Source organism: Pseudomonas sp. 3JA (genome assembly GCF_036961705.1).
Classification (GTDB): domain Bacteria; phylum Pseudomonadota; class Gammaproteobacteria; order Pseudomonadales; family Pseudomonadaceae; genus Aquipseudomonas; species Aquipseudomonas fluorescens_Q.
Window position 1 is genome coordinate 1 of sequence record NZ_JBAMDJ010000050.1, and the last position, 22,014, is coordinate 22,014.

Annotated in this window: 22 protein-coding genes and 1 pseudogene; 21 read left to right on the plus strand and 2 right to left on the minus strand. The window is 60.8% G+C overall.

All coding sequences use genetic code 11. The annotated features are described in order from the left end of the window. Nucleotides 1-72: 72 nt before the first annotated feature. Nucleotides 73-648 carry an ANTAR domain-containing response regulator gene (locus V7773_RS26765; protein WP_025212689.1) on the minus strand — a complete coding sequence of 192 codons (576 nt, stop codon included), beginning with the start codon at nt 646-648 and terminating at the stop codon, nt 73-75. A 14-nt stretch (nt 649-662) separates the two neighbouring features. Further along, complete coding sequence (locus V7773_RS26770; protein ID WP_063322258.1) at nt 663-1,874, minus strand: CmpA/NrtA family ABC transporter substrate-binding protein; 1,212 nt, start codon at nt 1,872-1,874, stop codon at nt 663-665. A 243-nt stretch (nt 1,875-2,117) separates the two neighbouring features. Between V7773_RS26770 and V7773_RS26775 the strand changes: the two genes are divergently transcribed. The 21 genes and pseudogenes from V7773_RS26775 (at nt 2,118) to V7773_RS26875 (ending at nt 21,945) form a co-directional block, all read left to right on the plus strand. Continuing rightward, the gene (locus V7773_RS26775) at nt 2,118-2,855 is read left to right on the plus strand and encodes a helix-turn-helix domain-containing protein (RefSeq protein ID WP_336076127.1); all 738 of its coding nucleotides are present in this window, start codon (nt 2,118-2,120) and stop codon (nt 2,853-2,855) included. Nucleotides 2,856-2,859: 4 nt separating this feature from the next. Then, nucleotides 2,860-4,515 (plus strand): type III secretion system outer membrane ring subunit SctC, encoded by a 1,656-nt coding sequence (sctC, locus tag V7773_RS26780; protein WP_336076128.1) that lies wholly within the window; start codon nt 2,860-2,862, stop codon nt 4,513-4,515. Then, nucleotides 4,512-5,615 carry a type III secretion system gatekeeper subunit SctW gene (gene sctW / locus V7773_RS26785; protein WP_336076129.1) on the plus strand — a complete coding sequence of 368 codons (1,104 nt, stop codon included), beginning with the start codon at nt 4,512-4,514 and terminating at the stop codon, nt 5,613-5,615. Before sctC ends, sctW begins: the two co-directional genes overlap by 4 nt. Before the next feature lie 2 nt (nt 5,616-5,617). Beyond that, nucleotides 5,618-7,669: an EscV/YscV/HrcV family type III secretion system export apparatus protein gene (locus V7773_RS26790; RefSeq protein ID WP_336076159.1), complete on the plus strand. Its 2,052-nt coding sequence runs from the start codon at nt 5,618-5,620 to the stop codon at nt 7,667-7,669. Nucleotides 7,670-7,682: 13 nt separating this feature from the next. Further along, nucleotides 7,683-8,090 (plus strand): Invasion protein B family, encoded by a 408-nt coding sequence (locus V7773_RS26795; RefSeq protein ID WP_336076130.1) that lies wholly within the window; start codon nt 7,683-7,685, stop codon nt 8,088-8,090. Further along, nucleotides 8,087-9,373: a type III secretion system ATPase SctN gene (gene sctN, locus V7773_RS26800; protein WP_336076131.1), complete on the plus strand. Its 1,287-nt coding sequence runs from the start codon at nt 8,087-8,089 to the stop codon at nt 9,371-9,373. The genes V7773_RS26795 and sctN overlap by 4 nt, the downstream gene beginning before the upstream one ends. Next, a complete protein-coding gene (locus V7773_RS26805; RefSeq protein ID WP_336076132.1) occupies nt 9,357-9,812 on the plus strand; it encodes a type III secretion protein in 456 nt (151 codons plus the stop codon). The genes sctN and V7773_RS26805 overlap by 17 nt, the downstream gene beginning before the upstream one ends. Continuing rightward, the gene (locus V7773_RS26810; RefSeq protein ID WP_336076133.1) at nt 9,809-10,684 is read left to right on the plus strand and encodes a SpaN/EivJ family type III secretion system needle length determinant; all 876 of its coding nucleotides are present in this window, start codon (nt 9,809-9,811) and stop codon (nt 10,682-10,684) included. Before V7773_RS26805 ends, V7773_RS26810 begins: the two co-directional genes overlap by 4 nt. Further along, nucleotides 10,681-11,604, plus strand: a complete 924-nt coding sequence (locus tag V7773_RS26815) for a FliM/FliN family flagellar motor switch protein (protein WP_336076134.1) — start codon at nt 10,681-10,683, stop codon at nt 11,602-11,604. Before V7773_RS26810 ends, V7773_RS26815 begins: the two co-directional genes overlap by 4 nt. Further along, nucleotides 11,597-12,256, plus strand: coding sequence for an EscR/YscR/HrcR family type III secretion system export apparatus protein (locus V7773_RS26820; protein ID WP_336076135.1), 660 nt, complete (start codon nt 11,597-11,599; stop codon nt 12,254-12,256). The genes V7773_RS26815 and V7773_RS26820 overlap by 8 nt, the downstream gene beginning before the upstream one ends. A gap of 8 nt (nt 12,257-12,264) precedes the next feature. Continuing rightward, the gene (locus tag V7773_RS26825; protein ID WP_336076136.1) at nt 12,265-12,519 is read left to right on the plus strand and encodes an EscS/YscS/HrcS family type III secretion system export apparatus protein; all 255 of its coding nucleotides are present in this window, start codon (nt 12,265-12,267) and stop codon (nt 12,517-12,519) included. A 4-nt stretch (nt 12,520-12,523) separates the two neighbouring features. Continuing rightward, nucleotides 12,524-13,327 carry a type III secretion system export apparatus subunit SctT gene (sctT, locus tag V7773_RS26830; RefSeq protein ID WP_336076137.1) on the plus strand — a complete coding sequence of 268 codons (804 nt, stop codon included), beginning with the start codon at nt 12,524-12,526 and terminating at the stop codon, nt 13,325-13,327. Further along, nucleotides 13,302-14,336 carry an EscU/YscU/HrcU family type III secretion system export apparatus switch protein gene (locus tag V7773_RS26835; RefSeq protein ID WP_336076138.1) on the plus strand — a complete coding sequence of 345 codons (1,035 nt, stop codon included), beginning with the start codon at nt 13,302-13,304 and terminating at the stop codon, nt 14,334-14,336. The genes sctT and V7773_RS26835 overlap by 26 nt, the downstream gene beginning before the upstream one ends. A 525-nt stretch (nt 14,337-14,861) precedes the next feature. Then, on the plus strand, nt 14,862-15,344 hold the full coding sequence (gene sicA / locus V7773_RS26840; RefSeq protein WP_092345862.1) for a type III secretion system translocator chaperone SicA: 483 nt from the start codon (nt 14,862-14,864) through the stop codon (nt 15,342-15,344). A gap of 2 nt (nt 15,345-15,346) precedes the next feature. Continuing rightward, nucleotides 15,347-17,125, plus strand: coding sequence for a type III secretion system translocon subunit SctE (sctE, locus tag V7773_RS26845; protein ID WP_336076139.1), 1,779 nt, complete (start codon nt 15,347-15,349; stop codon nt 17,123-17,125). A 12-nt stretch (nt 17,126-17,137) separates the two neighbouring features. After that, a complete protein-coding gene (locus V7773_RS26850; protein ID WP_336076140.1) occupies nt 17,138-18,493 on the plus strand; it encodes an IpaC/SipC family type III secretion system effector in 1,356 nt (451 codons plus the stop codon). 10 nt (nt 18,494-18,503) lie between these two features. Further along, complete coding sequence (locus V7773_RS26855) at nt 18,504-19,601, plus strand: IpaD/SipD/SspD family type III secretion system needle tip protein (protein ID WP_336076141.1); 1,098 nt, start codon at nt 18,504-18,506, stop codon at nt 19,599-19,601. A 22-nt stretch (nt 19,602-19,623) separates the two neighbouring features. Continuing rightward, on the plus strand, nt 19,624-19,878 hold the full coding sequence (locus tag V7773_RS26860) for an acyl carrier protein (protein WP_336076142.1): 255 nt from the start codon (nt 19,624-19,626) through the stop codon (nt 19,876-19,878). Nucleotides 19,879-20,139: 261 nt separating this feature from the next. Then, entirely contained in the window at nt 20,140-21,234 is a 1,095-nt protein-coding gene (locus tag V7773_RS26865) for a hypothetical protein (RefSeq protein WP_336076143.1), read from the plus strand. 233 nt (nt 21,235-21,467) lie between these two features. Further along, nucleotides 21,468-21,662 (plus strand): annotated as a pseudogene (locus V7773_RS26870) (IpaD/SipD/SspD family type III secretion system needle tip protein); the annotation flags it as partial. 22 nt (nt 21,663-21,684) lie between these two features. Continuing rightward, nucleotides 21,685-21,945, plus strand: coding sequence for an acyl carrier protein (locus V7773_RS26875; protein WP_336076144.1), 261 nt, complete (start codon nt 21,685-21,687; stop codon nt 21,943-21,945). Nucleotides 21,946-22,014: the final 69 nt, after the last annotated feature.

Below are 22,014 nucleotides of genomic sequence, written 5' to 3' on the forward strand. Positions count from 1 at the left end.
CCACGGATGCATTCCCACGCAGAGCGTGGGAACGATCATCAGTGGGGCGGTAAGGCAGGCGCTACAAGGCCTTCAGCCCAGCAGCTCATTCATGGCAATGATCTGCTCCGCCACCTGGATCAGCTTCTGTTGGCGGCTCATGGCCTGGCGGCGCATCAGGGTGTAGGCCTGTTCTTCGTTGCATTCTTTCATCTTCATCAGCATGCCCTTGGCCAGTTCGATGCGCTTGCGCTCGGCCAGTTGCTGGTCGCGGGCCAGGAGCTGGGCGCGCAGGGCCTGGTCGCTTTCGAAGCGGGCCATGGCCACGTCGAGGATCGGTTGCAGGCGTGCGGCGTGGATGCCTTCGACGATGTAGGCGCTGACGCCCGATTTGATCGCCTGGCGCATGACATCCGGGTCGTGCTCGTCGGTAAACATGACGATCGGTCGTGGTTGGTCGCGGCTGACCAGCACCACTTGCTCCATGACATCGCGTCCGGGTGACTCGGTATCGATCAAAATCACGTCCGGACGCACCGTTTCGACGCGCGCCGGCAGGTCGATGGTCAATCCGGATTCATCGATGACTTCGAATCCGGCTTCAATCAGGGCGGCTTTGAGGCGGCCGACTTTTTTCGCGGTGTCGTTGATCAGCAGGATACGCAGCATGGTCGAGGCTCCTGTCAGCGGCTGGCGAAAAGGGGAGCCGCATCGCTCAAGGCGTGCAGTTTGAAGCTGCGGGCATACTTGGCCGGGTCCGAACCGTCCCAGAGGGTGCCATCGATCAACTGGCTGCTGCGCATGTCCTGGCACGGGGACGCGATGCCCAGTGCGCTAGCGGCTTCACGGTACAGCTTGAGCTGCTGGACGTCCTGGGCCACGGCCAGGTAATCCGGGTCTTCGCGCAACAGGCCCCAGCGGCGGAACTGGGTCATGAACCACATGCCGTCGGACAAGTACGGCAGGTTCACCTCGCCATTGCCATGAAAGCGCATGGCATGGGGATCCTGCCAACTGTTGCCCAGGCCATCGGCGTAGATCCCCAGCAAGCGCGGCTCGATGCAGTCCAGTGGTGCGTCGAGGTATTCGGGCGCGCTCAACAGTTGTGCGGTGCTGCGACGGTTTTCGCTGCTTTGTTCGATGAAGCGGCTGGCTTCGAGGATCGCCATGACCAGGGCCCGGGCGGTATTGGGGTACTGCTCGACGAATGCGCGGGTGCAGCCCAGGACTTTTTCCGGGTGATCAGGCCAGATGGTCTGGGTGGTCGCCAGGGTGAAGCCCAGGTTCTGCTTCACCGCGCTGGCGCACCAGGGTTCACCGACGCAAAAACCGTCGATACGTCCGGCTTGCAGGTGCGCGATCATTTGCGGCGGCGGTACCACGACGCTGTCGACATCCGACAAGGGATGGATGCCCTGGGCCGCAAGCCAGTAATAAAGCCACATGGCATGGGTGCCGGTGGGGAAGGTCTGGGCGAAGGTCAGTTTCGGGCGAGTTTGGTGCACGTGCCGTTCCAGTGCCTCAGGACTGGTCACGCCCTGGGCCTGCAAGCCATGGGACAGGTTGATGCTCTGGCCGTTCTGGTTCAGGCCCATCAGCACGGCCATGTCGGTCGGCGCGACGCCGCCGATCCCCAGGTGCACGGCGTAGATCAGGCCGTACAGGCTGTGGGCGGCATCGATTTCACCACTGACCAGCTTGTCCCGCAGGTTGGCCCAGGACGTCTGGCGCTTGAGGTTCAGGGTCAGGCCGTAGGGTTGGGCGAAGCCCTGGGTGGCGGCCACCACCACCGGGGCACAGTCACTCAAGGCCATGAAACCCAGGTTGACTGCGCTCTTTTCCGGGGCATCGCTGCCGTTGACCCAAGCCAGGGGGTTGGCTGGAACTTCATTCATCGCGCATCACCTTCCACGTAAAAAAAGCGCCGTACCCAGCGCTGCCAGGGCAGGGCCGGATGACGACGCCGTTGTCCTTTAAATCAGTGTGGCACTCATTCCGCCATTGGCATGGGCGCCGATGAACGAAAAGGGTGCAAGGCATATGCCAGTGCGTGCCCCATCACCTTTCCATCAAGATTCAAGACGCCGGGTCTTTCATCCTGTCGGCCCTTCCAAGGCTACGTAGCAAAGGAGACCGGTGTGCAGGACAAATCATCTCGCTCCACGGCATTGCCTGAACAGCGCGAACGGGTGCTGCACCTGCGTGTCGCGCAAAGCCCGGTTCAACTGAGCGCTGCGAGGTTTGGCGTCAGTCATCGCCTGCCGGTCGGTTGGCAAGGGTTGGTGGTGGCGGGTGATTCGCTGCGCTGGAGTGGTGGCCCGTTGCAGGTCCAGCCTGTGGCTGCGGCGCCGCTGGTGAAGTTGCAGGCTTTTTTCGACATGAGCAATGCCTTCGTCGAGGTCGGGCAACGGGGGGCAGTTGGACCGTGGGCCATGTTGCCGGTGACCGAGGAAGTCGTCCGCTCCCAGGAACGATTCGAACGCTGGTTCATCGGCCAGGCGCTGGGCGGCACCGCGGCCTATCACGCGGCTGCCAACCTGTTGCGGCATCACGAGAGCTACGGGCTCGTACGGTTTTTATTGGAACAAGGCACCCACAGCGAAAAGCTCAACACGCTGGCCCAGCGCTACGGCGTGTCGGTTTCGCATTTTCGGCGGCTGTGCCAACAGGCCCTGGGTAGCGCGGCCAAACCGGTGTTGCGCGGCTGGCGCACGGCCCAGGCGCTGCTGAACATGAGTCTTCAGGACGGCTCGCTGACCGACGTGGCGCTGGAGTTCGGCTTTGCCTCCTCTTCACACTTTTCCAAGGAAGTCCGCGAACTGGTGGGTTTCGCGCCCAGCAGCCTGGCGGATATCACCTACCTGCCAGGCAAGTGAGTCGATGAGCCAGCGACGATTTTCCCTGACCCTTTCATGGCTGTGCCTGAGTACCGCGATGCTGCTCCCAGCATTGGCCGCCCGGGCTGATGTCTACACCTTCGAAGCCCGGGAGCAGAGCGCGCGGACTTTTTTCAGCGAGCTGTCCGGGTCATTGGGCAAACCGGTCATTGTCAGCAAGGCCGCGGCGGCCAAACGGATCGGCGGTACGTTCGACCTGCGCACGCCGCAACGGACTTTCGAGCGTGTCAGCGCGCAGATGGGGCTGATCTGGTACAGCGATGGCCAGGCGATCTATCTGTATGACGCCTCGGAAATCAAAAGCGCGATGATGTCGCTGCAGACCCTGACCGTGGCCAAGCTCCAGGCCTTCCTGGGGCGCTCGGGGCTGCACGATGTCCGGTATCCGTTGCGTCACGACGGTTTGCGGACGTTCCATGTTTCGGGCCCGCCGATCTATGTCGACCTGGTGGTGCAAGCCGCCGGCTTGATGGACAACCAGCGCTCGGAGCTGCTGTTGGGCAAGCAGCAGATCGGTGTGATCCAGGTGCGAAACACCTTTGTCAGTGACCGCAACTATGAGCTGCGCGACGACAAGGTGACCATTCCAGGGCTGGCCACTGTGATCGAAGCCCTGTTGCGTGGCGAAAAGCACGAGGTCGAGCCGTCGGTGGCGCAAGGCACCGCGTCGGGAGTGCGGGGCGCGATGCCGCTGTTTCCCCTGGAGGGCCTGGCGGACACCCCCTCGAACCAAGACCCGACGGCCCCGCGAATCATTGCGCGGGAGGTGGCCGCCGGCAACATTCGGGTGGTGGCCTACCCGGACACCAACAGCCTGTTGGTCAAGGGGCTGCCGGAGCAGGTGCGCTTCATCGAGAACCTGGTCAATGCCCTGGACACGCCGAAACGCCACGTCGAATTGTCGTTGTGGATCATCGACCTGCACAAGGATGAGCTCAACCAGTTGGGCATCAACTGGCAAGGCGCGGTGAAGTCGGGGGCCACCTTCAGCGCATCGCTCAACGCCGGCTCGGCGACCACCCTCGATGGCGCCTCGTTCGTCACCCAGGTCATGGCCCTGGAGCGGACCCAGCGGGCCAATGTCGTCTCGCGCCCGGTGATCCTGACCCAAGAGAACGTGCCGGCGATCTTCGACAACAACCGCACCTTCTATGCCCCCTTGGTCGGGGAGCGCAGCGTCGATCTGCAGCATGTGACCTACGGCACGTTGGTGAATGTACTGCCGCGTTTCGCCCACGCGGACGAGATCGAGATGTCGCTCAATATCGAGGACGGCAACGAAGTCGAGAGCCCGGGCCAGGGTGAGCGCCAGGGCGCGTTGCCGACGGTCGGTCGCACCCGCATCAGTACCGTAGCGCGAGTACCCCAAGGCAAGAGTCTGTTGGTGGGCGGTTTCACCCGCGATGACCACGGCGAGCAGATCGGACGCGTCCCGGTGCTGGGGTCGATTCCCTGGATCGGTCGGTTATTCAGCTATCGTCAGGGGCGCTCGGCCAACACGGTGCGTGTGTTCCTGATCCAGCCCAAGGAAATTCGCGAGGCTTTTGAACCGGCCACGAGCGAGCCGGGCGGGCAGTTGCTGACTCCGCAGCAGCACGAGCGGGTGCGTCGGATGTACTTCCGGATGTCAGAGAAATGATGCTGCCCCCGGTTTCCCTCGGTGGCCGGGCCGCCCAGGCGCGGCTGAATGCCGAGAAAGCCGCCGAACATCCACAGCCGCCAGTCGATGCCGAGGCGCCGGAGGACAGCGCAACGGCGACGGTGGCGCAGCGCCTCGTGCAGATCAGCGACGAACTCTCGGCGGCACTGACCCAATTCCGTGGCCGCCGGTTGTTCGAACTCAAGTCCGATGCCCTGACCGACACCTTCGAGCGCGTGCTGGAAGACGACACCGTGCCCAAGGCCCGACAGGTGCTGAGCCTGGCACGGTTGGCGGACAAGCCCGTCGCCTGGTTGCTGCAAATGGCGCGAAGCCTGTTTCCCGATGACAGCGACCTGGCCCTGGTGCTACGGGCGTTGTTGCGCCGTAGGAACCTGGAAACGCTGACCCGGCAGCGCCTCGAAACGCTGTTGCAGACGGTGGTTGCCCAAGGCGTCCCCAAGCGCTTGAACGCCGGGATCAACGCGGCGCTCAAGGCCCGGATGTTCGGCAAGAGCCTGGCGGTGCGGGCCGGCCTGTTGCGCGAGACTTACCGGGATTTCCTCGAGTCCGACGAAGGCCCGCTCAGTTGTTACCAGGACTGGATCGCCCTGTATGGCGCGGCGCAACGCAGCGGGGTGCTGGCCTTCATCGAAGCGGCGTTGCTCACCGACATCAGCGCCCAGGACCCCAGCTGTTCGCGCGCCGAGTTCGGCCAGTTGCTCGCTAAAGTGACCGACCTCAAGCGCCTGCGTTCGGCCGACGAGCAGTTTGTCGGCGCAGTGCTTGGCGATGCCGTCATCGGTCGGCACAACCTCGATGAATCCGACTGGCTGGTGTTCTTCTTCGGCGTGTTGACCTACCCCGATGACCTCGACCAGTTGTTGCTCGGTGTGTTGGGCGAACAGGTGCTGCTCAGTGCCCACCGTGAGCGCTCAATACTCTTGCAGACCCTACGTCGGCTCAGCCTGCGGCTGCCCTTGCCCCTGTTTGCCGATGAGGAGGCGCCACAGCGCCTGGCCACCCAGTTCACCCGCCTGGCGGACGTCGCCTATGCCCATGAATGCATCGATCAGCGGCGCTCGGGCGGTTGCCCATGACCCTGCTCAATGGGTTCTTGCGCAACGTCGGCGCTCGCCCGGAGCTGCTGATCCTGACCTTGATGGTGATGATCATCGCCATGCTGATCATCCCCTTGCCCACGGTGCTGGTGGATTTTCTCATCGGCCTGAACATCGTCATCTCGCTGCTGGTGTTCATGGGCTCGTTCTACATCGAGCGCATCCTCAGCTATTCGACGTTTCCGGCGTTGCTGCTGTTAACGACCTTGTTTCGCCTGGCGCTGTCGATCAGCACCAGCCGGCTGATCCTCAGCCAGGCCGATGCCGGCGAGATCATCGCCTCGTTCGGTGACTTTGTGATCGGCGAAAGCCTGGTGGTGGGCTTCGTGATTTTTTCCATCGTCACCATTGTCCAGTTCATCGTGATCACCAAAGGCTCGGAACGGGTGGCGGAAGTCGCCGCGCGCTTCTCCCTGGACGGTATGCCGGGCAAGCAGATGAGCATCGACGGTGACCTCAAGGCCGGCGCCATCGACGCGGCCCAGGCCCGGGAAAAACGCAGCGTGCTGGAGCGTGAAAGCCAGTTGTACGGGTCTTTTGACGGGGCGATGAAATTCATCAAGGGCGATGCCATCGCCGGGATCATCATTATCTTCGTCAACTTCATTGGCGGCATGGCCATCGGCGTCGGCCAGCTGGGCATGGACCTGTCCACGGCCCTGTCGACCTACACCCTGTTGACCATCGGCGATGGCCTGGTGGCCCAGATCCCGGCGCTGCTGATCGCCATCGGCGCCGGTTTTATCGTCACCCGCGTCAACGGCGATGATGCCAACCTGGGGCGCAACATGCTCACCCAGATGCTCGGCAACCCGTTCGTCCTTGGTGTTACCGCGCTGCTGGCAGTGGGCGTGGGCCTGTTGCCGGGTTTCCCGTTGCTGACCTTCCTGTCGATTGCCGGCGTGTTGGGGCTGGTGGTGTTTGTGCGCCAGCGCAAATCGTCGCGACAGGCTGGCCCGGGCGAAAGCCGCGCCGAAGCCGCCGAGCAAGACGCGCTGCCGAGCGAGTCAGGACTGCTCGATGACGTCGACAACCTCGCGACAGAAACCATCGCTTTGATGCTGCTGGTGCCCAAGACGCAACTCGAAGCGCTGGAAAAGCAGCGTTGGGCGGCGCGCTTTCGCAGCCAGTTTTTCGTCGATTACGGTTTGCGCATTCCCGAGCCACGGCTGCGGGCCAGCGAGGCGCTACCGGCGCATCAAGTGGCGGTGCTGATCAACGAAGTACGGGCCGAGCAGTTCGACATTCATTTCGATCACTGGCGCCTGCTGGATTATTCGCCGGAGCTGGACCCGTTGGGTTTTGCCTTGGTGCGTGGCAACGACAGCAATCGCCTGGGCGGTGTCTGGGTCAGCGCCGCCGACCGCGAGCGAGTGCAACAGTTGGGCTATCACCTGCGGCCCGCCGATGAAGAATGCTATCGCTGCCTGGTCACGCTGCTGGCGCGCAACATCCAGGAGTTCTTCGGCGTGCAGGAAACCAAGCAGTTGCTCGACGAAATGGAAACCCGCTGCCCCGACCTGCTCAAGGAAGTCTATCGCCACGTCACCGTGCAGAAGATCGCCGAAGTGCTGCAGCGCCTGATTGGCGAGCGCATCTCCGTGCGCAACATGAAGCTGATCCTCGAATCCCTTGCCCATTGGGCCTCCCGGGAAAAGGACGTGCTGGCGCTGGTCGAACACGTGCGCGGCGCCATGGCCCGCTACATCAGCAACAAGTTTGCCCAGGGCAACGACCTGCGCGTACTGCTGTTGTCGCCGGAGTTCGAAGAAGTGGTGCGCCGCGGCATCCGGCAAACCTCCGGCGGCAGTTTCCTCAACCTGGAACCGGCCGAGTCGGAAGAGCTGATGGACCGCCTCAGTGTCGGCCTGGACAGCGTGCACATCGCCCACAAGGACATGGTGTTGCTATGTTCGGTGGATGTGCGGCGCTACATCAAGAAACTCATCGAGGGACGTTTCCGGGAGCTGGACGTCATGTCGTTCGGCGAAATCTCCGAGAGCGTTTCCGTCAATGTCATCAAAACGCTGTGAGGAAACCCTGAAAATGATACCGATGGATATCGCCGACCTACTGCGCCAAGCACTGCGATACAGCGGCTGCGTGGACAGCCAGATAGGCCACTTCGACAGCCACAGCACGATAGAGATGCAGATGAGGAGTCTGCCCGATATCAGTGTTGCGGTCGTAGAGGGCGATGTGTGGGTCTGGGCGGCGGTCGCCGAGTCCACCCCGCAGACATTCAATTATTGCGCCTTTGACCTGATGCAATTCTTGCTTGAAGGCAGTGTTTTTTCCCGCACCGGCCAATTGCACTTGTGCGAAGTCGACGGGCGACTGGAGTTGCGCTTGATGGCCAATGCGCTTGCTTTGAGCGATGCCGAGCATTTCGCCCAGGCGCTGGATTCCTTTGTTCAGGCGATGGAAACACTGCTGGAAATCCTGCGCCGATGAGCCTCCGGCTGGAAAGGCACGCGGCCCACCCGTTGCGTTTGAGCGGGCCATTGATCGAAGCCGCGCTGAGCGACGTGGTGGTCGGCGAAGTCTGTGAAGTGCGTCGGCACTGGCGCTCGCCTGAGGTCGCGGCGAGGGCGCAGGTGATCGGCTTCAAGCCCGGTGCCGTGTTGCTCAGCCTGCTGGGCGATGGCAAAGGCTTGTCCCGGGAGTCGATGATCGTGCCCACCGGCTCGACCTTACAACTGACCTGCAGTGACGCCTTGCTCGGCAGTGTGGTCGATCCCCAGGGCACGATCGTCGAGCGCCTGGCGCCTTCGACGGCGGTGGCGCAACGGGATTGTCCGGTGGATGCCGACCCGCCGTCCTACCAGCAGCGACGCCCGGTGGCGGAATCGTTGCGCACCGGCATTCGTGTCATCGACGGTTTGCTGACCTGCGGCGTCGGTCAGCGCATCGGCATTTTTGCCGCCGCCGGTTCCGGCAAGACCACCTTGATCAACATGCTGATCGAGCACACCGACGCAGAGGTCTTCGTGATCGGCCTGATTGGCGAACGTGGGCGGGAGGTGACTGAGTTCATCGCGCACCTGCGCCAGTCGCCCAAGCATTCTCGGTGCGTGGTGGTGTTCGCCACTTCGGATTTTTCCTCGGTGGATCGCTGCAACTCGGCGCTGCAAGCCACCACCATCGCCGAGTATTTTCGCGACCAGGGGCGGCGCGTGGTGTTGTTGCTGGACTCGTTGACCCGCTACGCCCGGGCCCGTCGCGACCTGGCCTTGGCGGCCGGCGAAGCCCCGGCGCGGCGCGGCTATCCGGCCTCGGTGTTCGACGCCTTGCCGCGCTTGCTGGAGCGACCTGGGGTGACCGCGACCGGCAGCATCACCGCCTGGTACACGGTGCTGTTGGAAAGCGACGACGAGCCGGATCCGATCGCCGAGGAGATTCGTTCCATCCTCGACGGCCATGTCTACCTCAGCCGTGCCCTGGCGGCCAAGGGGCACTACCCGGCCATCGATGTCCTGCGCAGCGTCAGCCGGGTGGCGACGCAAGTCACCACGCCGCAGGTGCAGCAACTGGCCGCGTCGACCCGGGAAACCCTGGCCCGTCTTGAACAGTTGCAGGTCTTTCTCGACATGGGCGAGTACAGCCCGGGCGCGGATGCGGCCAATGACCACGCGATGCACCGGCGTGATGCCCTTGACCGATGGCTGCGCCAGCCGACGGGCGAGTGTTGCGAGCCGGACGAAACCTTACGGAGCTTGCATGAAATCCTTGCCTGACCAGCGACGCTTGTTGGCCTTCAGCGAGTTCCGGCGGCAACGCGGCGAGCAGGCGCTGCTGCACGTCCAGCGCCAATTGCAGCCTCTGCTGACGGAGCGCGACGGCTTCGAGGTGCAGGAAGCAGCGCTGCAAGACCTGTTGGCCAGCCATCGCGTCAATGACTGCGTGCTGGATCACGGGCAGCTGTTGGCGCTGTTGCGTACCCAGGCGGTGATTCGTCGGCGGATCGATCTGCTGCGGCTCGAGCGGGACCGCGTGGATCAGCAGTGCCGACAGGTCGAGCAGCAGTTGCAGGTGCAGCGCGAGCGGTTGCGTGGGCTGTTGCGCAAACACGACAAGTACGAGCGTTCCGTCCAGCAATTGTTACGGGTTCAACGGCTTGAAGCGGTGCGCCGGGAAGAGCGGGAGCTGGAAGAAATGATGGAGGGACGGCGATGAAAGAGCTCTCAGTGGTTCCCGCTCGGCCGGTCCAAGTCCTGGACCCCGTCGACGAGGGCCCGATGGATGAGCTGCAAGACCTGCTTATCCCGGTGCAGGAAGATGAGCTGCCACAGGGCGTGCTGGACCTGATGGTTGCGCTGGTTCGGCCTCATCGCGAGCCAATGGACACCGGCCGTGCGCTGGCCTGGCGTTCGATGAGTATTATTCAGGGCGGCGCGGAGGTTGAGCGTGATGGGGAGCGCTCGGGTGCTCGCGAAGCGGTGGAGCTTGAAGTCGTTCACGCGCCACCCCGTGCCCGGGTCGCAATGACTTTTCCACACGCCGGCCCACCGCTCAGCCAGATGGCACGCCCTCCGTTGTCTCAACGCTTGGAGCCAGCGGGGGATCAATCAACGCTGCCGACCTACTCGGCATCGATCGAGCCGCCACGGCGTGAGCCGTCCACCGCTGCCAGTGAGCGGTCACTGGCCCTTGGCGATGAACCGCTGCCCCAGGCGCCGTTGAGCCTCCAAGGCACGCGTCACGCACCGACGGTTGCCACGGCATCCGTCCCTGCATCGACGCCGCCACCCGCGCTCGATGTCATGGTCGAGACGTTGCCGGGTGCGGATCGAGGGGTCCTGCAAGTCCCCTTCAACCGAGCGGGGGCCAGCGGACAAGTGACGATCAGCCGCGGGTCTGAAGAGCCCACTCGACCCCTGACGCTCAGCCCCAGCAATGCCCTGGTGTTCGAGCAACTCAAGGAACCTTTCGCCCTGGCCCGGGAGCCTGCCTGGCGGCTGACCGACAGCGGCGGCGAGCAGCCGCGCCAGGGTTCGCAGCAGGGGCCGGACGAGGATCCGGACGAACAGGCTGAGCATCCGGCATGAGCGCATTGCAGCTACGTCGGGTCGACCCTTTGGTGCATGCCCACGCCCAGGCGATTCAACGCTGGCGGCGCGCCGGTCGGGACGCGGATCTGGCCAAGGTGCCCAAGCGTTCCGACTATTTGAGCTTCTGCGCACAGGGTGATGGCGGGCCCTGGCGCGGGCTGATCAGGGCTCGTGACTGGTTGCACCATTCGCTCCCGACCTTGCAAGCGCTGCTGACGCAGCCGTGTCCGTTGCCTCGCATCGTCGAGTTGTTCCGGGCGGTGCCACGGCCCTTGTCACTGGAGGTGGACGAGTTGCGTTACAGCCATCTGTCGGACATCGAATCCGTGGCCCCGGCGCGCTTGCCGACGGGCGAAGTGCCGTGGCTCGACACCACCGGAGGGCGCGTGTGGTTGACCCAGTTGCCGCCCAGGAATGCCCCGCGCGGCCCTGTGGCCGCCGACTCTTGGCTGAAGACATTGCCGTTGCGTCTGGAACTGATCCTCGGCATCAGCCACGTGCGTCTTGCCAGCCGAATGCGGCTGGGGGAGGGCGACGTGCTGCGCATCGCCCAGCCCATGCAACGCTGCTTTGTGGCGGGCCAATGCCTTGGCGTTTTCACCTTTACCGAAGAGGGTTTACACATGCAACCGACCGTGGCCGAGGCCAGTCCAGAGAGCCCGTCAGAACCTGCCATGGAAATCGACTTGGGATCGCTTCCGGTGCGCCTGGAATTCCTGCTCGCCACCCATGATCTCGACCTGGCCGCGCTGTCGCAGATCATCGCCGGGCAACTGATCCCGCTGGCTGACGACGCGGCCCGGTACATCGAGGTGCGCGCCAACGGCAAGCCCGTGGCCCTGGGCGAGCTGGTGCAGTTGGACGGACAGTTGGGCGTCGAATTGCTGAAAGTCTATCGGGACGGCGACGATGAATGACGTCTCGCTGATCGCGCTGCTGGCGTTCGCTTCGTTGCTGCCGTTCCTGGTGGCAGCGGGCACTTGCTACCTCAAGTTCTCCATCGTCTTCGTCATCGTGCGCAACGCCTTGGGCTTGCAGCAAGTGCCGTCGAACATGGCACTCAACGCGATTGCCCTGATGCTCGCGGTGTTCGTCATGACGCCGGTCGTGAAGCAGGGCCATGACTACTACAAGACCGAGGCGGTGGCCTTTACCGATATCGAATCGGTGGTGAACTTCGCCGAGAATGGCCTGGGCAGCTACAAGGATTACCTGCGCAAATACACCGACCCGGAGCTGGCGCTGTTCTTCGAGCGGGCCCAGGCGGTCCAGGATGAAACCGACACCGGTTGGCCCGCCGATGAAGAGCTGGCGCCTTCGCTGTTTTCGCTGTTGCCGGCCTACGCCCTGAGTGAAATCAAGAGTGCCTTCAAGATCGGCTTCTACCTGTACCTGCCCTTCGTGATTGTCGACCTGGTGATCTCCAGCATCCTGCTGGCGCTGGGCATGATGATGATGAGCCCGGTGATCATTTCCGTGCCGATCAAGCTGGTGCTGTTTGTCGCCCTGGATGGCTGGGCGCTGCTGTCCACCGGGCTGGTCAAGCAATACCTGACCTTGCTGGCGTAGGCGCAGCCATGAACGATCTGATCTACGCCGGCAACAAGACCCTGTACCTGATCCTGCTGATGGTGGCCTGGCCGATCATCGTCGCCACGGTGGTCGGCCTGGTGGTGGGCTTGATCCAGACCGTGACCCAGTTGCAGGAACAGACCCTGCCGTTCGGCTTCAAGCTGCTGGCGGTCGCCGCGTGCCTGTTCCTGCTCTCGGGCTGGTACGGCGAAACCCTGCTGGATTTCAGCCGCGAAGTCATTCGCCTGGCGTTGGGTTAGGCCGATGGCGGTGACGCTGTTCTTCGAGTTGTACGCCGGGTTCGCTGCCGCGCTGTTGGGCGTGGCGCGCCTGGCGCCGATTTTCTTCATGTTGCCGTTTCTCAACAGCGGCGTGCTGACCGGTGTCGCGCGCCAGGCGGTGATTGTCCTGGTGGCGCTGGGGTTCTGGGCCTACGTCGGCGTGCCGACGCCCGCCCTCGACAGCCTGGCGTTCCTCGGTTTGATGCTGCGGGAGGTGAGTATCGGCGTGCTGCTGGGTGTGCTGCTGTGCTGGCCGTTCTGGGTGCTGCATGCCATGGGCAACCTGATCGACAACCAGCGCGGTGCCATGCTCAGCAGCACGGTGGATCCGGCGAACGGTGTCGACACGTCGGAGTTGGCGAATTTTCTCCAGTTGTTCGCGGCGGCGGTGTACCTCGAAGGCGGTGGGATGCTGTTGATGCTGGAAACCGTCGCGCAGAGCTATCGCATCTGTGCGCCGGGCAACGACTGCGTGATGCACTTGCCGGCTCTCCACGCGCTATTGGATGTGCTGGTGAGCAAGACGCTGGTGATCAGTGCGCCGGTGGTGGCGACCTTGCTGGTCAGCGAAGCCTTGCTCGGTTTGCTCTCGCGCTATGCGCCACAGATGAACGCCTTTTCCGTGTCGTTGACGGTCAAGAGCCTGGTGGCGCTGGTGGTGTTGATGCTGTATTTCGGTGTGCACCTGCCGGACGAAGTCCTGCGCATGGGCGGGATGTCCGAGGGGCTGGCGCAGTCTCTGGGTGACGGGGAGGGCGATCATGTCATCCAGCGCCTCGAAGACTGAGAAGCCCACCGCCAAACGCCTCCGGGATGCCGCCCGCAAGGGCCAGACGTTCAAGGCCAAGGATCTGGTCATCACCTGCCTGACCCTGTGCGGCATCAGCTATCTGGTCTTCAACAGCTCGCTGTTCGAGATCATGGAGGTCTACCGGCGCATCATCGCCAGCGATTTTGACGTTGAACTGCAAACCTATTCGGCGATGCTGGTGCTGGTCGGCCTCAAGGCGTTGCTGCCGCTGTTGCTGGTCTGCGTGGTGACCAGTGCGTTGCCGGCGCTGCTGCAAAGCGGTTTTGCCCTGGCCAGCGAAGCGTTGAAGCTGAATCTCGGCGCCTTGAACCCGATCAATGGCTTCAAGAAATTGTTCAGCCTGCGCACGGTCAAGGACACCTTCAAGGCGCTGTTGTACCTGGGCAGTTTCGCCATGGCGCTGTGGATCGTCTGGGTCACCCAGCGGCAATTGCTGTTTGCCCAACTGTTCGCCCAGGCAGCGGACCTGTTCGCGATCTGGGGGCATTTGCTGCTGGTGCTGGTGCTGGCGTTCCTGGCCTGCATCCTGCTGATCGTCGTGCTCGATGCCCTTAGCGAATATTGGTTGTTCATGAAAGACCAGATGATGGACAAGGACGCGGTCAAGCGTGAACACAAGGAGCAGGACGGCAACCCGCAGATCAAGGGCCGCCGCCGTGACCTGCACATGGAGCTGTTGTCGGAGCAGGTCAAATCCGACGTGCGCAGCTCGCGCATGATCATCGCCAATCCGACGCACATTGCCATCGGCGTGTATTTCCGCCCGGAAATCACCTTGCTGCCGTTCATCTCCCTGATGGAAACCAACCAACGCGCCCTGGCGGTGCGGGCGTATGCCAAGGCAGTCGGTGTGCCGGTGATCAACGACAAAGCCTTGGCCCGACGGATCTTCAAGACCCACCAGCGCTACAGCTTCCTCCAGGTGCAGGAAGTCGAGGAAGTGCTGCGCCTGCTGATCTGGCTGGAACAGGTCGAACAGGCGTGAGGCCAGGGTCATGCATAACCCTGTGGCGAGGGGATTTATCCCCGTTGGGCTGCGAAGCGGCCCCAAAAAAGCAGCGAGCGCTGCGCACTCGAGCGGGGATAAATCCCCTCGCCACAGAAGCAAAACCCGACGACACGGTGCATCAGGTTGATTGGCGTGGTCTTCGGGGGTCTGCTGCGCAGCCCAGCGGGAGCAAGCTCCCTCGCCACAAGAGCCGTTCGCCAGCTGGAGATTTCGTCTGGAGGCAACACCGACCCGAAACAGCACCCCATCAACCACGCCGAACACCCACCACCCCGTGGCGAGGGAGCTTGCTCCCGCTGGGTCGCGCAGCGGCCCCAAAACCCGACGACACGGTACATCAGGTTGATTGGAGTGCTCTCGGGGGGGCTTCTGCGCAGCCCAGCGGTAGCAAGCTCCCTCGCCACAAAGGCAAGGATGAGCGCAATTTGGCAGCGTGACCTATCGGCGTTTTGGCTCAATGCACCCGTCAGCAACGCTGACGCTTTTTCAGGAGTGTGGCCGATGAGTCGCGACAACAAACAAGACGAGCAGGTGGCCCTGGAGGTCGTGGACGCGGTACTCGGTGGCGCGGCGTTGAAAGACGTGCAAGGCATCAGTGACGAACACATGGACAGCCTCTATGCCTTCGCCTTCCAGTTCTACGAACAAGGACGGCTGGACGACGCCGAGAAGTTCTTCCACTTCCTGTGCATCTACGACTTCTACAACAGCCATTACTGGATGGGACTGGCGGCGGTGCACCAGCTCAAGCAAAACCACCAGAAGGCCATCGACCTGTATGCCATCGCGTTTGCCCAAGGCAAGAACGACTACCGGCCAATGCTCTACACCGGCCAGTGTCATCTGGCCCTGGGCAAGGTCGGCAAGGCCAGGTTGTGTTTCGAATACGTCATCGAGCAAGCCGCGGAAGACGATCTGCGCGAGCAGGCCAAGGTGTATCTCGACACCCTGGCCCACATGGAACTGCACTGTTCGGAGGACTGAACATGACTGACATAGGAAGTACCCGTAGCGCTCCCTTCCTGGGGGAAATGAGCCGCACCGAAGCCTTTGAAAAATACGGCGCGGCGGCCAGCAAGGCCGCCAGGACCACGGACTATCAGGAGGCCGGTCGCAAAGCCCTGGCGGACCTGATGTCAGTGCAATACGACGGTCACGCTGGCCCGACCGCCAGCACCGGCCGACCCGTGCTGCACGCACCACCGCCGCGGGCCGATGGCAACAAGCAGGAAACCAACGGTGACCTGTTCACCCTGTTGATGGCGATGATTTCCGAGCTGATCGGTGAGGTCGACGTCAACAAACTGAAAAACCGCCTGGCGATGTTGCAGAGCATGGCCGGTGCCCGCCAGCAAGGGCTTGAAAACCTCTCGGCCGAATACGCCGCCGCCGTCCAGGCCATGGCGGATGCCGAGGGGGATGTCGGCAGCAGCCAGGCGCAACTCGACCAATTGCACGAGCGGGTCCTGCATTTCCAAGGTCTGCTGGCAGACAGCGAAGCGCGGTTGGCACAACTGGACCCTGACTCGCCCGAATACGCCGAGGAGCTGGCCCGTCGCGATCAGCTCAAGGGCGAACTGGCGAGCCACACCCAAACGTTCAACGTAGCGACCGCCGCGCACCTGAAGCTGATCGAGATCGCCAATACCTTTGCCAAAACCTTGAGCGGGGTGATCGCGAAAGTGGTGGTGTCCGGCGGCGCAGGCCCCGACCAAAAGGAAACCGACGAAAAAGCCCTCAGCAGCAGTGCATTGGCCTTGCTCAACCGCTTGAAGATCATCGAGTTGCTCGGTGAGGCAGCGCAGAACAAGGAGGAGCTGAGCCAGGAGTTGTTCCAGGAGTTGCAGGTCAAGCTTCAGGAGCACATGAAGCGTGAGTCGGATAAATACCTGGAGGAAGTGCGCAAGGCCGAGGCGTTGCAGAAAACCATGGGCTGCATCGGCAAGATCGTCGGGGCGATATTGGCCGCCGCCACCATCGTCGCCGGGGTCCTGACCGCCAACGTGGCCCTGATCGTGGTTGGGGTGGTTGGCGCAGCGGTAATGATTGCCGATGCGGTGGTCGAGGAGAAAACCGGCAAATCGTTCATGGCCGAGGCCATGAAGCCGCTGACCGTCGCCATGCAAGAGGCCATCGAGTTCTTCACCGAGCTCTACACCCAGATACTGATAGAGGTGGGCGTTGATGAAGACAAGGCCAAGGAAATCGCGCAGATCGCCGGCATGATCCAGGGCGTCGTTTCGACGCTGGCCGCCATTGCCTTGGTGGCGGTTGTCGGGACGGCGGTGATCGGGCCGATGGTCAGCGCCGTCGCCTCGAAACTGGGGTCGGTGGTCGCCCAGGCCGCGCCCGCTGCAATGCAAGCCATGAAGCAGGTGGCAACCTCGGTGGGCAAATCGCTGACCCAGATGCTCACGCAGTTGCGCAGCCTGGTGACCAACGGCGCCGATGCGGTATCGCTGGCCCGTTACGCCGCCAACCTGGAGATCGCCCAGGCCGTCACCGAGTTCGGCCATGTCGCGGCGCAGGGCGTGATGCAAATCGAGGCCGGTCGGCATCAGGCCAAAGCGGCCGTGCATTTGGCCGATGTGCGAGTGCGCATGGCGATCAGCGAGGAAATCAGCAAATACCTGACCCAGGTAGTCGACGACTACGGCCAGGCGATGCGGGAGCGAACCCATCAGATCGAGCAGGTGTTTGCCGATCTGCAGCACAGTCACAACGCCAAGCTGAAGATAGCTCAGAACATTCGAAATCACGGATAGCAGGTACCTACGATGAAGGCTATTGACACTTCGAGCACGCATGTTTTTGTCCTCAATGCAGGGCAAGACGTGTTAACCGCTCAAACTGAATCTTCAAACCCCCTCAAAAGGAAGTCCCTCTCCGATTCAGCGGTTTTCGGCGAGATCACCGCAAGACAAGTCCTCCAGAACCCCAGCATCACGGCGCCTTCAGCTGCGGAGCTGGAGAGCGCGATCAACGCCTACCAGCCCACCGAGTCGGACTGGCAGGACTTCATGGCCGCCTCGATGATGCTCAGCGATGAAGTGCGCAACGAGCTGGTCTTCGATCCAGGCGCCTGGGAGAAACACGCGAACGTATTGGTGGCGGCGATCATCGCGCTGAACATCGCGCGGGTCGCCAATGCTCAACTGCGTGGACATTTCAGCGTCATGGCCTCCGAGGCGGCCAAGGCCCAAGGCGCGGCCATTGTCGAGTCGGGCCAGGCGGCACTGTACAGCGCTATCACCGGGGCCATCGTGTCCGGCGCGATCTCTGGGTTCGCCTTGCTCAAGACCTTCCAGGGGCAAACGTTGAAGCATGCTGACATCGACCTGCACAAACGCAACGCCATGGACGCTCGCAATATCGAACGCGACCTCAAGCTTGAACGCAGTCGCAGCGAGTGGAATCCGCAGGGCAGCTACAAGATCAAGACCCTTGATGAATTCGGTCGCGCGAAGACGATCGATTTCAAACCCAGCGGTTCACCCCGGCCAGCCGAGGACCAGGCCTGGTTCGACAAGGAAATCCTCAAGGCACAGGAGGTCGGTCGCAACGCCAAGTGGCTGAGCGAGACAGACCCCCAGAACCGATTGAACCTGCACAAGCCCAACGCCCTGAACGCCAGGAACATCGAACGCGACCTCAAGCTTGAACGCGACCGCACGGACTGGAATTCGGACACCACCTACAAGATCAGGACGTTCGACGCATTCGGTCGTCCGACGCTGGTCGATTTCAAACCCAAGGGATCGCCCCTCTCAGCCAAGGACCAAGCCTGGTTCGAAAAGCAAATATCCAACGCGCAAAAGGTCAGCGAGACCTCCGACTGGCTGAGCCAGATGGGCAGCCGGGGTATTGAAAGGAAACTCGAAATCGGCCGCGCCCTCAGCGCCATGTCAATGAACCTGAGCCAAGTGGTGTCGAGCATGGTGCGCCTCCTGACCGAGTACGCCGCGCGGGAGAAAGAGGTGCTGCAGCAAAGTGCGCAGACCAGCCAGAAGAGCCTGGGGGATGAAGTCGCTCAGAAGGACGCGGCCGATGCCGCATTGCTGCAAAAACTGATGGACATGGTCATGCAGCTTTTTCAATCACGCAGTGACGTTATTCGCGCCGTGACGGCTTGAGGAGAGGAACATGGAAATCACCAGATTCATACAGACACCTGTCGTCTTGCTGCCGAACATCGACGCCACGGTCGATACACCGTTGCCTGTGGACATTCCCGTTGAAGTACAAACGGTCAGCTCTCTGACACAGTTGCTCGACCGCTCCGTGAACGCACTCAATCGCAGCCTCGCCAATCTGCTCAGGGGCCCGTTCAACGCCAAGTCGCTGGAAGGCATGACCACCGAGTCCGTGGCGCAACTTATCCCGGAGTTTCTTGAGCAAATCCACGCCAAGCGCGATCGCTCACACCTGTGGGCCCAGCGCGCCCGCCAGTGTTGTGCGGTGATGAGCCACAGCATGAAGACCACGCTTCTGGACGACAGTCGACTGCGCCAGCTCAATGAGGAACAAGGCGAAATCCTGCGCAGCCTCAAGCAAGCCGTGGACCAGGACAAACCCTTCGAAATCGCGGAGGCCCTGGATGCCGGGATCAATTCCTCCAATGACTTCTTCGACAAACTGCTCGAGCTGATCGACCTGATCAAGAACGGCTACCTCGCCGGTTACGAACACATCATCAAGGCCTATACCGACTTCTTTGCCGATTTCAACGCTCTAATTACCGCGAAGATGAAGGACTGGATCGAGGGGACGAACGACGGTAAAGAGGTCAAGGTGAGTGTCAGCGGATTGCGCGCCGCGTTGACCAGTCTGATCAATAAATACAGCCACCCCAACTCCGCGTCCGTACTCTTTCCGAAACCTGGCGACGGCGCAGCGAGCAAGGAAGAAGCAGAGAAATGGCTCAAGGCCCTGGGCTTGCCCGCCAGTTGCCTGAAACAGAATCCCCCGCCGGATAGCGGCTGGTGTGTCGTCATCGACCTCAGCCCATTGACGACCATGCTAGGTAGCGTGCCGAGCGGAGGCACAGTGACGTGGGATACCGCCAAGTACAACCAATGGCAAACCGGCTTCAATGCACAGGAAGAGCGTTTGAAAAACATGTTGCAGTCCCTTACCCAGAAGTATTCGAATGCCAATTCGTATCATGACAACTTCAACAAGACACTGTCGGCGCATTTGAATCAGTTTGCGGATATGTTGCGGGCGATGTTGAATTTTTAATTTTGTGAGCATGAGATGGTAAATGAATACGTCTGTTGCTGAGGCTGCCATTGAGACTGAAGTAATCAGGTTGCTGGCGGGGTATTTCCCTGCCGCGCAACGAACGATAAGTGGAAGTTCGCGGCTGGTGGAGGATTTGAATGCCGACTCTGTGGATGTTGTGGAGATTGTCATGATTGTGGATGAGGCGTTTCACGTAGAACTATCGTCGAGTCAGGTGGCGGAATGGAAGTCTGTCACCGATATTGTTAATTCGATCGTAAGGGGGAGGTTATAGGCAGAAGACGGCTGAAATTAACCTAAAGTTTAATATGAGATTGCAATGAAAATCCTGAATGTACCCGGTCGAGCTGTTGGCATTAATGATCTTGAAAGGCCCGCATCGGTACGGTTATCGACAGCCATAATTAAGGCGCAGTCAAGCAGTGGAATATTGTCACTGCCCAACTCAGCGACGGACGTTTTGGCGGTCACACCTGTTGGTTCCAAGGCGCTGTGTTTGTCGCAATCCAGTCGAATAATGGAAGGGGGGTCTAGGATGTCGCATATCGATCCAGCCCTACGCTCCGAAGAAGATTCGGGGACGGCTGAGTTGGCATTATCACAGACGATCGTTGCAAGGACGCTTCTTTATTATCCGGGGTACTCGCTCGTACAAGAACTTGGCGAGGCTGCCGGGACATTGTATGACCTGATCCAGAATCTAAATCCAGAAGATCAGAAAACATTGAGCAAACGTTTGTTTGGGCAGGGGGGGATCCTTTTTGGTGAGCGTATTGATGTGCTTTTCGATACGCTTGCCCGCGTGCGTGATGAGCACCAAATGCCTTACGCATTGAAGGCAGTCACGGGGAGAGACCGCGTGATAGTAATCGCCTTGATGGGGGATATTGGAGAACTTTACGCAGGTACGGCCGTTAAGGGCAGCGAGAGGGAGGTTCAAGAACAATCGGATGCTTTAAAGAATCTTAATTACCTGATGAGGGCGCGCGGGTTGCCTGTGCTGACAGATAACGTCATTCGTGATATTCAGAAGGAGGGTGGCTTTTATGTCGCTGGTCCCCTTAAGAAAACAGAACGCGTCCGTCCATCCGCGGAGCTTAGGCCGCTGATTGGAATACACAACGTCGGCGAAAAAGCGGATAAGCAAATAGGCGTCCCACTGGAAAAAAGAATACCGCGAGTTGAATGGAGTGTTCCCCATCTAAGTGAAAGCCGCGTGCTCGAGACCACCGAGCCTTTGGTGGGGCACATGTCGGGGTCGCCAGTAGAAATTTTGCAAGTTTGGGACATGCTGCGGGGGGACGCCCATGACAGGCAGTTCCTTGGCAGGTTACAACAAAAAAGTTCAATTGATTGGGAACCATTGAGTAACGACACGCTGGAGAGAAAAGACCAAAAACTTGCACGAGCTTCAGGTGCGGCGGCTTTCCTCATCGGAATGGGGTATCACAGTGCGGTGGAGGTGTCAGAAGCAGTTCTACTGTACATGGGCCAAGACCTCAGACAAGTTCTTGATGACCCTGCACAAGATGCAGCACATCTGCTCGGACATGGCGCGGCAACGGACCTTATAGAAGAGATGCTCAAAGGGCAAACAGTCGTGAGTAATTCTATCCATTCGCTACCCTAGTAACTAGGCTAAGAGGCAGTAGCGTGATGGCGGTTTTTTGTGATTAAAGTAAGGGCGATAAATATTCAATTTTCGCGGTTGTTGGTTCGTTTGTGGTAGTCATGTTAATTTTAGTGGGTGTATATGTTAGTTGATGCGCCTGGCGTGTTTTTAATTGCGAAAGTTGAAGGCTCTATAGGTCTTGCTGACTTAAGTCGTCTTCCTTTGCTTGGCCGTCCGTCAATAACGGCACAGTGACGTGGGATGCCGCGAAGTACAACCAATGACGAGCCGGCTTCAATGCCCAGGAAGAATGCCTGAAAAACATGCTGCAATCCCTTACCCAGAAATATTCGAATGCCAATTCGTATCATGACAATTTCAACAAGACACTGTCGGCGCATTTGAATCAATTTGCGGATATGTTGAGGGCGATGTTGAATTTTTAATTTTGTGAGCATGAGATGGTAAATGAATACGTCTGTTGCTGAGGCTGCCATTGAGACTGAAGTAATCAGGTTGCTGGCGGGGTATTTCCCTGCCGCGCAACGAACGATAAGTGGAAGTTCGCGGCTGGTGGAGGATTTGAATGCCGACTCTGTGGATGTGGTGGAGATTGTCATGATTGTGGATGAGGCGTTTCACGTAGAACTATCGTCGAGTCAGGTGGCGGGATGGCGGTCCGTGTCCGATATTGTAAGTTCGGTGGCGGCTACGGGTGGGATTAACTAGTATGACGGCTTTTCGATTGAGGATTCCTCTGATTGATAGAGTTTTTGTTTTTGTGTGAGGTGCTGGGCG